This is a genomic window from Pseudoxanthomonas indica (genome assembly GCF_900167565.1).
In the GTDB taxonomy this organism is placed as follows: domain Bacteria; phylum Pseudomonadota; class Gammaproteobacteria; order Xanthomonadales; family Xanthomonadaceae; genus Pseudoxanthomonas_A; species Pseudoxanthomonas_A indica.
Genome location: NZ_FUZV01000002.1, coordinates 479,897 through 492,249 on the forward strand (window position 1 = coordinate 479,897; position 12,353 = coordinate 492,249).

14 protein-coding genes are annotated in these 12,353 nt (G+C 66.2%); 12 read left to right on the forward strand and 2 right to left on the reverse strand.

Annotation, left to right across the window (positions count from 1 at the left end; all coding sequences use genetic code 11):
* The first annotated feature begins 113 nt into the window (after window positions 1-113).
* The 7 genes from B5X78_RS12785 to B5X78_RS12815 all read left to right on the forward strand — a co-directional run bounded on the left by B5X78_RS12785 (window position 114) and on the right by B5X78_RS12815 (window position 7,186).
* A complete protein-coding gene (locus B5X78_RS12785) occupies window positions 114-815 on the forward strand; it encodes a response regulator transcription factor (protein ID WP_079724910.1) in 702 nt (233 codons plus the stop codon).
* Window positions 816-894: 79 nt separating this feature from the next.
* On the forward strand, window positions 895-2,163 hold the full coding sequence (locus B5X78_RS12790) for a sensor histidine kinase (RefSeq protein ID WP_079724911.1): 1,269 nt from the start codon (window positions 895-897) through the stop codon (window positions 2,161-2,163).
* Between the two features lie 454 nt (window positions 2,164-2,617).
* Complete coding sequence (locus B5X78_RS12795) at window positions 2,618-4,156, forward strand: efflux RND transporter periplasmic adaptor subunit (RefSeq protein ID WP_079724912.1); 1,539 nt, start codon at window positions 2,618-2,620, stop codon at window positions 4,154-4,156.
* Complete coding sequence (locus B5X78_RS12800) at window positions 4,153-4,869, forward strand: ABC transporter ATP-binding protein (RefSeq protein ID WP_079724913.1); 717 nt, start codon at window positions 4,153-4,155, stop codon at window positions 4,867-4,869. Before B5X78_RS12795 ends, B5X78_RS12800 begins: the two co-directional genes overlap by 4 nt.
* The gene (locus B5X78_RS12805) at window positions 4,866-6,101 is read left to right on the forward strand and encodes an ABC transporter permease (RefSeq protein ID WP_079724914.1); all 1,236 of its coding nucleotides are present in this window, start codon (window positions 4,866-4,868) and stop codon (window positions 6,099-6,101) included. Before B5X78_RS12800 ends, B5X78_RS12805 begins: the two co-directional genes overlap by 4 nt.
* A 34-nt stretch (window positions 6,102-6,135) precedes the next feature.
* Complete coding sequence (locus B5X78_RS12810; protein WP_079724915.1) at window positions 6,136-6,780, forward strand: RNA polymerase sigma factor; 645 nt, start codon at window positions 6,136-6,138, stop codon at window positions 6,778-6,780.
* A 28-nt stretch (window positions 6,781-6,808) separates the two neighbouring features.
* Window positions 6,809-7,186, forward strand: coding sequence for a VOC family protein (locus B5X78_RS12815; protein WP_079724916.1), 378 nt, complete (start codon window positions 6,809-6,811; stop codon window positions 7,184-7,186).
* A 243-nt stretch (window positions 7,187-7,429) separates the two neighbouring features.
* Here the strand turns inward: B5X78_RS12815 and B5X78_RS12820 are convergent, their stop codons facing one another.
* Complete coding sequence (locus B5X78_RS12820) at window positions 7,430-7,909, reverse strand: VOC family protein (RefSeq protein WP_079724917.1); 480 nt, start codon at window positions 7,907-7,909, stop codon at window positions 7,430-7,432.
* Window positions 7,910-7,984: 75 nt separating this feature from the next.
* Complete coding sequence (locus B5X78_RS12825) at window positions 7,985-8,548, reverse strand: SGNH/GDSL hydrolase family protein (protein WP_079726176.1); 564 nt, start codon at window positions 8,546-8,548, stop codon at window positions 7,985-7,987.
* 378 nt (window positions 8,549-8,926) lie between these two features.
* Between B5X78_RS12825 and B5X78_RS12830 the strand changes: the two genes are divergently transcribed.
* From B5X78_RS12830 to B5X78_RS12850, 5 genes are all read left to right on the forward strand, one after another.
* Window positions 8,927-9,307, forward strand: coding sequence for a diacylglycerol kinase (locus B5X78_RS12830; protein ID WP_079726177.1), 381 nt, complete (start codon window positions 8,927-8,929; stop codon window positions 9,305-9,307).
* A 32-nt stretch (window positions 9,308-9,339) separates the two neighbouring features.
* Complete coding sequence (locus B5X78_RS12835) at window positions 9,340-10,089, forward strand: TerC family protein (RefSeq protein WP_079724918.1); 750 nt, start codon at window positions 9,340-9,342, stop codon at window positions 10,087-10,089.
* A gap of 126 nt (window positions 10,090-10,215) precedes the next feature.
* Window positions 10,216-10,869: a LemA family protein gene (locus B5X78_RS12840; protein ID WP_079724919.1), complete on the forward strand. Its 654-nt coding sequence runs from the start codon at window positions 10,216-10,218 to the stop codon at window positions 10,867-10,869.
* Between the two features lie 19 nt (window positions 10,870-10,888).
* Window positions 10,889-11,809, forward strand: a complete 921-nt coding sequence (locus tag B5X78_RS12845; protein WP_079724920.1) for a TPM domain-containing protein — start codon at window positions 10,889-10,891, stop codon at window positions 11,807-11,809.
* Window positions 11,809-12,297: a TPM domain-containing protein gene (locus tag B5X78_RS12850; protein ID WP_079724921.1), complete on the forward strand. Its 489-nt coding sequence runs from the start codon at window positions 11,809-11,811 to the stop codon at window positions 12,295-12,297. The genes B5X78_RS12845 and B5X78_RS12850 overlap by 1 nt, the downstream gene beginning before the upstream one ends.
* The last annotated feature ends 56 nt before the right edge of the window (window positions 12,298-12,353 follow it).

The following is a 12,353-nucleotide window of genomic DNA, read 5'->3' on the forward strand; positions in this document are numbered from 1 at the left end:
ACCGACTACCGGCCGGGCTCATCCCTACCAAACGCTGAACACCGGATTGATCTTCACACGGCCTCAACCGGATGCCCGGTAGCTTCACAAAGCTGAAGTCAAAGGAGCTTCTAATGCGCCATTCACAGGAAACTGCAGGGCTGGTTCTGGTGGTCGAGGACAACCGAAACATCTCCGAGATGGTCGGTGAGTATCTAGAGGGTCGTGGATTTGAGGTGGATTACGCCTCGGACGGGCTGGACGGTTACCGGCTCGCCACCGAGAACAGCTACGACGTGGTCGTGCTGGATTTGATGCTGCCGCGCATGGACGGCATGGAAGTCTGCAAGAAGTTGCGCAATGAAGCGCGCAAGTCCACGCCGGTGCTCATGCTCACCGCACGTGACACGCTGGACGACAAGCTCACCGGCCTGAGTTCCGGTGCCGATGATTACCTGACCAAGCCGTTCGCCATCCAGGAACTGGAAGCGCGTCTGCGCGCCCTGATCCGGCGCGAGCGCCGGCAGGTGGGCGCCGAGGTGCTGAAGGTCGCCGACCTGGTGCTGGATCCGGTCAGCATGCGCGCCACCCGTGGCGGCAACGAGCTGATGCTCTCGCCAATCGGTCTGCGCCTGCTGACCATCCTGATGCGTGAGTCGCCGCGGGTGGTGACGCGGCAGGAGATCGAGCGTGAGATTTGGGGCAATGGCCTGCCCGATTCGGACACGCTGCGCAGCCATCTGTACAACCTGCGCAAGGTGATCGACAAACCCTTCGACAAGCCCCTGCTGCACACCGTGCAGAGCGCGGGTTATCGAATCGCGGACATCGGCTGATCGTCCCGGCGGTGCGCGGCCACTGGCCGCGCGCTTGGCCGCCGTGTGATGATTCCGCGCCGAACGGACTGGAGCCGAAATGCCGCAGGGGTTGCCGCGCAAGCTTCGTATCGCCTTCATCCTGCAGGCCGTGATGGTGAGCCTGGCGATCGTGCTGGGTGTGTATCTGATCTCGGCGGTCATCAAGCACAGCCTGATGAACACCGCGCTGCAGGAAGAGGCCACCCACTTCTGGGAGCTGTACGACGCCTCGACCGCGCAGCCGCCGCCCAACACGCACAACCTGCGTGGCTACCTGGTGGTGAAGGGGCACTCCAACCTGGTGCTGCCGGACAACCTACGCGCGCTCAAGCCCGGCTTCCACGAGCTCAAGGACGACGACATGCTGGTGCTGGTGGACGAGCAGCCGGCCGGTCGCCTGTACCTGGTGTTCCTGCGTTCGCAGGCCGAGCGGCTGGCGTTCTATTTCGGCACGCTGCCGATCATCCTGACCCTGATCGCGATCTACGCGGTGTCCTGGCTGACCTACCGGGCGTCCAAGCGCCTGGTCTCGCCGGTGAGCTGGCTGGCGCGGCAAGTGGCCATGTGGGATCCGCGCAGGCCGGATGTCAGTGCGCTGGCACCGGAGAAACTGCCGGCCGAAGTGCAGGGCGAAGCGCGCCAGCTGGCGCAGGCCCTGCACGGCCTGTCCGAGCGCGTGGCCGCGCATGTGGCGCGCGAGCGCGACTTCACCCGCGACGCCAGCCATGAACTGCGTACCCCGCTGACGGTGATCCGCGTGGCCAGCGACATGGCCATGGCCGAGGAGGCCTCGCCGCGCGTGGCGCGTTCGCTGCAACGCATCCAGCGCGCCGGCCGCGACATGGAGGCGGTGATTGATGCCTTCCTGATCCTGGCGCGCGAGGCCGAAGTGGAGCCGCAGCGCGAGGACTTCGACGTGGCCGACGTGGTGCTGGACGAAGCCGAGAACGCGCGCACGTTGCTGATCGGCAAGCCGGTGGATCTGGAAGTGACCTGCAACGCCAAGCCGCGCCTGCATGCGCCGCCGCGCGTGTTCCAGGTGGTGATCAGCAACCTGCTGCGCAACGCCTGCAGCTATACCGACGAAGGCCGCATCGATGTGCTGGTGGAGGCGGATCGGATCTGCGTCAGCGATTCCGGCATCGGCATGTCGCAAGAGGCGATGCAGCGGGTGTTCGAACCCTTCTACCGGGTCGACCCCACCCGCCCGCGCGGCAGCGGCCTGGGCCTGTCGATCGTCAGCCGCCTGTGCGAACGCTTCGGCTGGAAAATCGAGCTGGAAAGCGAGTTGGGCAAGGGCACGACCGCCACGATCCGCTTCGCGTAGTCCAGGCTGCGCCTGGACTACCCCAAAGTTTGCTTCTGCAAACCTTGGGCCCCGCTATGTACTTCCACACCCCCATTCGCACCTGCGGTGCGAATCGCCCCCTGACTCAGGGGCGCGTTTCCATGCTGCGCATGGGATCCCCAAAGTTTGCTTCTGCAAACCTTGGGCCCTGCTATGTACTTCCACACCCCCATTCGCACCTGCGGTGCGAATCGCCCCCTGACTCAGGGGGCGCGTTTCCATGCTGCGCATGGAATCCCCAAAGTTTGCTTCTGCAAACCTTGGGCCCCGCTATGTACTTCCAAACCCCCATTCGCACCCGCGGTGCGAATCGCCCCCTGACTCAGGGGGCTGTTGGCCTGCTGAATGGTTGCATCGGGATTGCGGCTTGCTGTCAACGCGTTTGCGGGGCATGCGTTAATGCGGACGTATCCCCACTCGACCATCGCCCTTCATGAGCCAGCCGTCCCGTCCGTCCCCGCGTCCGACTCCCCGCCGTGCTTCGCCCTGGATTTCCCGCATCGTCATCGGCGCGGTTGCGCTGGCCGTGGTCGGCGGTGGCATCTGGTACTGGCAGGGGCGCAAGGCCGAGGCGGCGGACGGGGCGTATCGCACCGCGCCGGTGGAACGCGGCAACATCCGCGTGGCCATCTCCGCCACCGGCACCTTGAGCGCGATTTCCACGGTCACCGTGGGCAGCCAGATTTCCGGCCAGGTCACCGACGTGCGGGTCGACTTCAACAGCCCGGTCAAGAAGGGCGATGTGCTGGCGCGCATCGATCCCAAGACCTACGAAGCCCAGATCGAGCAGGGCACCGCGCAGATTGCCGCTGCGCGCGCGTCGCTGGCGCAGGCGCAGGCCACCTTGCGCAACGCCGATCTGGACTACCAGCGCAAGGCCGACCTGGGCACGCAGAAGCTGGTCGCGCAAAGCGACGTGGACCTGGCCCGGGCCGCGCGTGATCAGGCGCGCGCGCAGCTCAACTCCGCACAGGCGCAGATCAACCAGCAGACCGCATCGACCCAGACCACCCGCGTCAACCTGGAGCGCACGGTGATTCGTTCGCCGGTCGACGGTGTGGTGCTGACCCGCAGCATCGAACCCGGGCAGACGGTGGCCGCCAGCCTGCAGGCGCCGGAGTTGTTCACCATCGCCGAAGACCTGCGCAAGATGAAGATCGAACTGGCCGTGGACGAAGCCGACATCGGCCAGGTCAAGGTCGGCCAGGGCGTGTCGTTCACCGTCGACGCCTTCCCGGACCGGCAGTTCCGCGGCCTGGTCGAACAGGTGCGCCTGGCGGCGACCACCACCAACAACGTGGTGACCTATCCGGTGGTGGTGACCGTGGACAACGAGGACGAGACCTTGCTGCCCGGGCTGACCGTCAACGCCGAGATCGAAGTGAGCAAGCGCGACAACGTGCTGACCGTGTCCAACGCCGCGCTGCGCTACAAGCCCAACGATGACACCGCCGCGCCGGCCGCACCGCGCGGCGCCGCGCGTGGCACCGGCATGGCCGACGAACTGCAGCGCATCGCCGGTACGCTCGCGCTCAAGCCCGCGCAGCAGGCCGCATTCGATGAAGCGTTGTCGGCCATCCGCGAACGCCAGGCTGCGCGCACCGCGCAGGCGCCGCAGCAATCCGGCGGTGGCAGCGTATTTGGCGGTGGCCCGCCCGGCGGTGGACCGCGCTCCGGCAACAACAGCGGTGGCGCCAACCTGCAGGCGCAGATGCGCCAGCGCATGGCCGAACGCTTCCAGCAAGACTTCGCCGCCTTCCGCGCCAGTCTGGATGCGGCTCAGCAGAAGCGCTGGGACAGCGAACTCAAGACCCTGCTGGGCGCCAAGCGCGCACCGCTGTACAAGCTGGTGGCCGGCAAGCCGCAGGCGGTGACCGTGCGCATCGGCGCCACTGATGGCAGTGCGACGGAAATCGCCGGCGATATCAAGGAAGGCGATTTGATTGTTGTGGGCGAGCGGGCCAAGGAATGAGCGCCGCGAGCACGACCGAAGATCGCGTGCCGGTGATCGAGACACGCGCGCTGGGCAAGGTGTACTCGGCCGGCAGCGAAGCCGAGGTGGTGGCCTTGCACGGCGTGGACATGCGCATCCACCGCGGCGATTTCGTCGCCATCATGGGGCCGTCCGGTTCCGGCAAGTCGACCCTGATGAACCTGATCGGCTGCCTGGATACGCCCACCTCCGGCAGCTACTACTGCGATGGCGTGGACGTGTCCACGCTGGACGCGGAGGAGCTGGCGATCCTGCGACGCGACAAGATCGGCTTCGTCTTCCAGGGCTTCAACCTGCTGCCGCGCATGAGCGCGCTGGAGAACGTGGCCATGCCGCTGGGCTATGCGCAGGTACCGCCGCACGAGCGCAGCGAGCGCGCCCGCCAGGCGCTGGCCGCGGTCGGCCTGGCCGAACGCGGTGGCCATCGCCCGACCGAGCTGTCCGGTGGCCAGCAACAGCGCGTGGCCATTGCCCGCGCGCTGATCAACGAACCGCCGATCATCCTCGCCGACGAACCCACCGGCGCGCTCGACAGCCGCACCGGCGAGGAAATCCTGGCCCTGTTCAAGCGCTTGCGCGATGAGGGCCACACCGTGGTGCTGATCACCCATGATGCCGAAGTGGCGGCGCACGCGGATCGCACGCTGGTGATGCGCGATGGCGAACTGCATGAGCAGGAGGCCGGCGCATGAATTTCACCGATATCCTGCGCACCGCCATCTTCGCCCTGCGCGGCAACTGGATGCGCAGCGCGTTGACCTCGCTGGGCGTGATCATCGGCATTGCCGCGGTCATCGTGATGGTCTCGGTAGGGCAGGGCACGCAGGCGGAAATCGACAAGCTCGTGTCCGGCCTCGGCTCGCAGCGACTGGACATCAATCCCGGCGCCGGCCGTGGCGGTGGCGGCGTGCGCCAAAGTTCGAGCAGCTACTTCACCCTGCGCGAGGGTGATGTGGATGCGATCCGCGAGCAGATTCCGGAAGTGCAGTACGTGGCCGGCGCACTGCGTGGCAGCAGCCAGGTGGTGTACGCCGAAAACAACTGGTCCAGCAGCTGGCAGGGCGTGCAGCCGGACTACTTCGACATCAACAGCTGGACCATCGCCAATGGCGAAGGCTTCGACGCGCAGGCCTACAGCAGTGCCGGCAAGTCGGTGATCCTGGGTGAGACGGTGCGCCGCGAGTTGTTTGGCGAAGAGACTGGCGTGGGCCAGACCGTGCGCATCGGCCGGGTGCCGTTCACCGTGGTCGGCACGCTGGCGCCCAAGGGCCAGGGCGGCTTTGGCCAGGATCAGGATGACGTCATGATGGTGCCGCTGGAAACCGCGCGCCGCCGTCTGACGGGCGCGATGGGCCTGCCGCCCAGCGCGGTGATGCAGATCGCGCTGACCGTCAGTGACGCCAAGGATCTGGGGTACGTGCAGGGCGAAGTGGAAGCCTTGCTGCGCCAGCGCCACAAGATTGCGCCCGGCGATGACGACGACTTCAACGTGCGCAACATCTCCGAAATCGTCGCCACGCGTACCGCCACCACGCGGCTGATGTCGTTGTTGCTGGGGGCGGTGGCGACCATCTCGCTGATCGTCGGTGGCATCGGCATCATGAACATCATGCTGGTGTCGGTGACCGAACGCATCCGCGAAATCGGCCTGCGCATGGCGGTGGGTGCGGGCCCGGGCGATGTGCGCCGGCAGTTCCTCGCCGAGGCCATGTTGATTTCGCTGATTGGCGGCGTGTTGGGTATCGCGATCGGCATCGTCGGTGCGCTGCTCGTCGGCAAATTCAGTGAACTGCCGGTGGCATTGAACGGGCAGGTGATTGGCCTGGCCGCGGGCTTCTCGGTGGCCACGGGTCTGTTTTTCGGCTACTACCCGGCACGCAAGGCCTCGCAACTGGATCCGATCGAGGCGCTGCGCCAGCAATAGCAGGCTGCGGCCCGCACCATGCCATCATCCGGATATGGACCCCGCTACCTACACGCAGCTGCGACAACAAGCGCAACGACTGTGTCGGCGCGCGGCCGACGTCGAAGACCTCGTGCAGGACGCGCTAATCGCCGGCCTGGCAGCGGGTCGCAGTGATGCGCCCTGGTTGAGTGGAACATTGCGCAACCTGGCGGCGATGCAGGCACGCGGCGCGGTTCGCCGGCGTCGCCGTGAGGCAGCCGTCGTAGCGGACGTTGACGCTGACACCTGTCCGCCCCTGTCCGAGCCGCCATGCCTTGGTATCGGCGCAACCGCCTGGCCTGACGCCTGGCAGGCGTGGCCCGCCTCGCTGCGCCGCGTCGCCGTGCTGGCGCTGCATGGCATGTCCGCCGAGGAAATCCGCTATGTCCTGGGCTTGAGCGATGAGGCCTTCCGCCAGCGCCTGAGCCGGCTGCGCAAGGCGCTGGCCCGGCTCTCACGCGAGCAGCGCGCCGAAAGCCTGGCCCTGGCGTACGTCCGCGATCCGGCACGCAGCGTCGATCTGCAGTTTGGTCTGGTCCGTCGCGCCCTCAAGGCTGCGTTGCAGGGCCAGGACGGCATGGCCACGCATGACACCGACGGCCATCTGCTGGTCATTCGCGGACATGGTCACGAATGGCCCCCGCGCGGCAACGGATGAGTGGGACAACACCCAAGGAGGAATTCCCATGCTTACGAATTGCAAGGTCGGCGCCATCGTGTTCTTTGTCCGCGAGCTGGCGCGCTCGGTGGCGTTTTACCGCGACACGCTCGGGTTGCCGATCACCGCCATCGACGGCCATGACGGGCCGTTTGCGATGGCCGACGTCGGCGACCTGACCCTGGTGTTCCTGGTCCAGGACGCCAAACCCGGCGACTCGCCGGTGGTGGGGTTCCGGCTGGACGGTGGCATCGACGACTACGCGGAGAAGCTGGCCGCGCGCGGCGTGGAAATCGTGGTGCCGGTGAGCGAATCGCCTGATGGCGGTTTGTCGCTGGACTTCGTTGACCCGGATCGCAATCTGCTGAGCCTGCATCAAGGCCCGGAATTGCCAAGGCGGCTGTGACCTCAGGCCGCTTTCGGCTTTGGCTCAATGTAGGAGGGGCTTTAGCCCCGAAGCTCGCTGGCAATCCGCGCTCGTGCGAATTGGATGTGCAAATTCCACGGGCTCCGGATGCCCTACGAGCTTCGGGGCTGGTATTCAACAGACGAATGTCTGGTCAGCCCCTCCTACAAAGCCATCTCGCCCATGCAACGGTAAACCCGTCGCGGCCATGCAGCCCAAGAACCGTCGCGCCCATGCACGCGGCTAGCTTTGCGCCTGCGCCTGTTCCTTGCCCCAGGCTTCCATGCGCCGCTGCATTTCTTCGGGCGACACGTCTTCCACGTGGGTGGACAGCGACCATTTGTGGCCGAACGGATCCATGACGGTGCCAATCCGATCGCCCCAGAATTCCTGCGTCACCGGGCGGTTCTCGCGCGCGCCGGCCTTGAGCGCGCGGGCAAAGGCGGCGTCGGCGTCTTCGACATAGATCATGAAGCTGGCGGTGCCGCCGCCGCGCGAATTGGGCGACAAGGCATTCATGTCGGGCCATTCGTCGGACAGCATCACCACGGTGTCGCCGATGCGGATTTCGGCGTGACCGATCTTGTCGCCCATCGGCAGCCGGTACACCTCTTCGGCGCCAAAGGCATCGCGGTAGAAATCCAGTGCGCGGGCCGCGTCATCGACGATCAGATAGGACGTGACGCTGTGATACCCCTGCGGTTTGTAGGTGGTGGTGCCCATGGCGAACCTCCCAGTGTGGGAGCGCGACGCTAACGCCGGCGGGGTTATGCCGGCGTCTAATTCCCGGGCCGTGGTTCAGTGCACGTACGGCGCCAGCAGTTGCTTCCACAGGGCGTAGCCCGACGCATTCATGTGCAGGCGATCCTGGATGAACAGCGATTCGCGCGGTTGACCCTGCGCATCCAGCATCGGCGTGAACACATCCACGAACACCGCGCCGCGTTGCTGCGCCGCGCGCTGGACCAGGGCGTTGGCCTGGCGCTGGGCTTCGAGCAGATGGGCGCGCGACGGGCTGGGCTTGGTCGAGATGATCACGATCCGCGCGCTCGGCAAGCGCTTGTGTACGCGGTCAATGAAGGTGGCGGTGTCCTGGCCCACCTGCTCGGCTGTGCGGCCGTTCGCCAGATCGTTGTCGCCGGCGTACAGCACCACCGTCGAAGGGTGATAGGGATAGACAATGCGATCGGCGTACCAGGTGCTGTCGCGGACTTCCGAACCACCAAAGCCACGGTTGATCACCACGGCATCGGGGAAATCCTGCGCCAGGCTGTCCCACAGGCGGATCGAGGAACTGCCGACAAACAACACCGCGTCGCGCGGCGGCGGCTGCGCCTGATCCTGGGCGGCAAAACGCTGCATGTCCTGCGCCCACTCGGCGTTGGAAACTTCCGCCGGAATCTGTGGCTCGCGGTCGAGCGAACCCGGCGGCTGGCTGGCGCAGGCGACCAGTACCCACAGGAGCAACCCGGCCAGCAGGAAGCGGGAAGCAGAACGACGGTCAGCGATGCGGGGCAAGGTCACTCTCCGGTGTGGGGACGCAGGGACAGGGTTGGCGGGGCGGCGTCAAGCTGACGTCAAACTGTCATCGCAGCGGCCGTTTCCCGCCTGATCGGCAGCGGCGAGCCGCGCCAACCCGGTCAGAAGCCCAGTAAACAAGGCAAATCCAGCCACTGCAAACGGCGGGTCACCGCAATGTGGCAAGATCCGCCTTTCGCCCGACACCCCATGCAGTCCTCCATGGCCGACGAAATCGGACACATGCCCCGCGGCCCAGGCCGCATCCTCAAAGCGGCCATCTGGTCCATGCAAGGCCTGCGCGCCGCCTGGCTGCATGAGTCCTCGTTCCGTCTCGAGGTCTATCTGTGCCTGGTGCTCACCCCGCTTGCGCTCTGGCTGGGCGGGAGCGCGGTCGAACGCGTCCTGCTGATCGGCAGCTGCCTGCTGGTGCTCTCGGCCGAACTGCTGAACTCGGCAGTGGAAGCGGTGATCGAGCGCTACGGCCCCGAGCACCATGAACTGGCCGGCCGCGCCAAGGACATGGGTTCGGCGGCGGTGTTCGTGCTGATGATGAATGTGCTGCTGTGCTGGGGCCTGATCCTGGGTCCGCGCCTGTTCTGATCTTTTTCCCTTAGTGACAAGGTTTTGATTGCATGAGTCTTGAGTTCCTGGCCGACCCCAACGTCTGGCTGACCCTGGTAACGCTGAGCGCGCTGGAAATCGTGCTGGGCATCGACAACCTGGTGTTCATTTCGATCGCCGTCAGCAAGCTGCCCGAAGCGCAGCGCCCGACCGCGCGCAAGTTCGGCATCGCGGTGGCCTGCATCACGCGTATCGCCCTGCTGGTGTCGCTGGCGTTCCTGGCGCGCATGCAGTCCGATCTGTTCAGCGTGGCCGGCATGGGCATCTCGGTGCGCGACCTGGTGCTGATCCTGGGCGGCATCTTCCTGCTGGTGAAGGGCGCCATGGAGATCAAGGAACTGATCACCGGCGGCGAAGACGAAGACCCGACCACCTCCAAGGCCTCGGGCGTGTTCGGCATGGTGATCCTGCAGATTGCGATCATCGACATCGTGTTCTCGCTGGACTCGGTGATCACCGCGGTCGGCATGGCCCAGCATATTCCGATCATGGTCGCGGCGATCCTGCTGGCGGTGGCGGTGATGTTGCTGGCGGCCAATCCGCTCGGCCGTTTCATCGACGCCAATCCGACCATCAAGATGCTGGCGCTGGCCTTCATCGTGCTGATTGGCGTGGTGCTGATCCTGGACGGCCTGGAAATCCATGTGCCCAAGCCTTACGTCTACTTCGCCATGGGTTTCTCGGTGATGGTGGAATGGCTCAACCTGCTGATGCGCCGGCGTGCGGCCAGCAAGCACATCCCGGGCGCAGGCGACTGGTAAGCCTGTCGCGTCCACGCGCTGTTAACGAGGCCCCGGCGAGAGTCGGGGCCTTGTTTTTTTGGCTTGGTTGCATCCGTCATCGGCGGGTGCTGCAATGCCGCCGTCCCCCGCCCAAGGAGTGGTGTCATGCGTGTGTACGTCCGTTGCCTGGTGTTGCTTGCGCTGGCCGTGCTGCTGTCCGGCTGTGGCTACAACACGATCCAGCAGAAGGATGAGGCGGTCAAAGCCGGCTGGTCCGAAGTGCTGAACCAGTACAAGCGCCGCGCCGATCTCATTCCCAACCTGGTCAAGACCGTGCAGGGCTACGCCCAGCAGGAACGCCAGGTGCTGACCGACGTCACCAACGCGCGTGCGCGGGTGGGGCAGATCAATGTCAATGCCGACGATCCGGCCTCGCTGGCGCAGTTCCAGCAGGCGCAGGGTGAACTGGGCAGTGCGTTGTCGCGCCTGCTGGTGGTCACCGAGAACTATCCGAACCTGAAATCCGATCAGTCGTTCCGCGATCTGCAGGCGCAGCTGGAAGGCACCGAGAATCGCATCACCGTGGCGCGCGGGCGTTACATCCAGATGGTGCAGGACTACAACACATACATCCGTTCGTTCCCGCAGGTGATCACCGCCAAGATGTTCGGCTACAAGGAAAAGCCGAACTTCACCGTGCAGAACGAAGCGCAGATCTCCGAAGCGCCGCAGGTGGATTTCGGCACGCCGCCGCCGGCGCCCAGTGCACCGCCCGCTCCGGCACCGCAGCCGGCTCCGGCACCGCAACCGGGGAACTGAAATAGCCGCTCGGCTCGCCATGCGCGCACCGTGGTTCGGTCGCGCACTGGTCGCCCTGTGCCTGCTGGCCGCGGCGAATGTGCCGCTGGCCGCACAGGAACTGGCGGCCATTCCCGCGCTCGATTCGCCAGTGGTGGATACCACCGGCACCCTGGATGCGGCCACCCGCCAGCAATTGGAACAGCAGGCGCTGGCCCTGCAGCAGCGCAAGGGCAGCCAGCTGCAAGTGCTGGTGGTGGCAAGCACCGAGCCGGAAGGCATCGAGCAATACACCCAGCGCGTGTTTGATCAGTGGAAGCTGGGACGCAAGGGCGTGGACGACGGGGTGTTGCTGATCGTCGCCAAGGACGATCGACGCGTGCGCATCCAGCCGGGCTATGGCCTGGAAGGGGCGATTCCCGATGCCATCGCCAATCGCGTGATCCAGGAATACCTGGTGCCGAAATTCCGCCAGGGCGATTTTGCCGGCGGCATCGACGATGCCAGTGCGCAGCTGATCAAGTTGATTGACGGCGAGCCGTTGCCGCCGCCGGTGAGCGACAACCACAGTGGCCAGGGTCAGCACGGCGGCGGCGGCAACTGGCTGTTCGTGCTGATTGCCGGCTTTGTCGCCGCGACCATGGCCAAGGCGATCTTCTCGCGCGCGCCGGCCGGCGTGCGCGGATTGATTTCGGGCGCCGCCGGTGGCGGCGTGGCCTGGCTGTTTTCGTCAGCCCTGCTGCTGACCGGCATTGCCGGCGTGGTCGGCCTGGTGCTGGGCCTGCTCGCGGTGTCCTCGCCGGGCCGCTACGCGCGCCACGGCGGTTGGGGTGGCTGGGGCGGCGGTGGCTTCGGCGGTGGTGGCGGCGGCTGGGGTGGGGGAGGCGGCGGATTCGGTGGCGGCGGCTGGGGCGGTGGTGGCGGCATGTCCGGAGGCGGTGGCGCCTCGGGGAGCTGGTGATGCGCCTACTCCGACATCTGTTTCCGCCTTCGGCCGGCCGGCTGTTCCCGGCCGAGAGCCTGCAGCGCATCGCCGACGCCATCCACGAGGGCGAGCAGCGGCACACCGGCGAGGTGATGTTCGCGGTGGAGTCGGACCTGCCGGTACTGGCGGTGCTGCGCGGGGTGGATGCACGGACCCGCGCCCACGAGGCATTCGCGCGCCTGCGCACCTGGGACACCGAAGCCAACAACGGCGTGCTGATCTACCTGCTGCTGGCCGACCATCGCATTGAAATCGTCGCCGACCGCGGGCTGCGCGAGCGGGTCAGCGAGGCCCAGTGGCGCGGGGTCTGCCAGCTGATGGAAGACCATCTGCGCGCCGGTGAGGGGGAGGCGGCGGTGGTGCGCGGCATTGCCGCGGTCTCCGACCTGCTGGCCGGGTTCTATCCGCAGGATGGCAGCCGGCCGGATGAAGACGAGCTGCCCAACCAACCGCATATTTTCTGACAAGGCTCGCACCCGCGGGCGTGCTCGCCCAGAATAGGGGCTTCCAAGCCGGCCGT

Bases quoted from the DNA above. Each gene is read 5' to 3' on its own strand.
- B5X78_RS12785 (WP_079724910.1), top strand. From the start codon at position 114: ATGCGCCATTCACAGGAAACTGCAGGGCTGGTTCTGGTGGTCGAGGAC.
- B5X78_RS12790 (WP_079724911.1), top strand. From the start codon at position 895: ATGCCGCAGGGGTTGCCGCGCAAGCTTCGTATCGCCTTCATCCTGCAG.
- B5X78_RS12795 (WP_079724912.1), top strand. From the start codon at position 2,618: ATGAGCCAGCCGTCCCGTCCGTCCCCGCGTCCGACTCCCCGCCGTGCT.
- B5X78_RS12800 (WP_079724913.1), top strand. From the start codon at position 4,153: ATGAGCGCCGCGAGCACGACCGAAGATCGCGTGCCGGTGATCGAGACA.
- B5X78_RS12805 (WP_079724914.1), top strand. From the start codon at position 4,866: ATGAATTTCACCGATATCCTGCGCACCGCCATCTTCGCCCTGCGCGGC.
- B5X78_RS12810 (WP_079724915.1), top strand. From the start codon at position 6,136: ATGGACCCCGCTACCTACACGCAGCTGCGACAACAAGCGCAACGACTG.
- B5X78_RS12815 (WP_079724916.1), top strand. From the start codon at position 6,809: ATGCTTACGAATTGCAAGGTCGGCGCCATCGTGTTCTTTGTCCGCGAG.
- B5X78_RS12820 (WP_079724917.1), bottom strand. From the start codon at position 7,909: ATGGGCACCACCACCTACAAACCGCAGGGGTATCACAGCGTCACGTCC.
- B5X78_RS12825 (WP_079726176.1), bottom strand. From the start codon at position 8,548: ATGCAGCGTTTTGCCGCCCAGGATCAGGCGCAGCCGCCGCCGCGCGAC.
- B5X78_RS12830 (WP_079726177.1), top strand. From the start codon at position 8,927: ATGGCCGACGAAATCGGACACATGCCCCGCGGCCCAGGCCGCATCCTC.
- B5X78_RS12835 (WP_079724918.1), top strand. From the start codon at position 9,340: ATGAGTCTTGAGTTCCTGGCCGACCCCAACGTCTGGCTGACCCTGGTA.
- B5X78_RS12840 (WP_079724919.1), top strand. From the start codon at position 10,216: ATGCGTGTGTACGTCCGTTGCCTGGTGTTGCTTGCGCTGGCCGTGCTG.
- B5X78_RS12845 (WP_079724920.1), top strand. From the start codon at position 10,889: ATGCGCGCACCGTGGTTCGGTCGCGCACTGGTCGCCCTGTGCCTGCTG.
- B5X78_RS12850 (WP_079724921.1), top strand. From the start codon at position 11,809: ATGCGCCTACTCCGACATCTGTTTCCGCCTTCGGCCGGCCGGCTGTTC.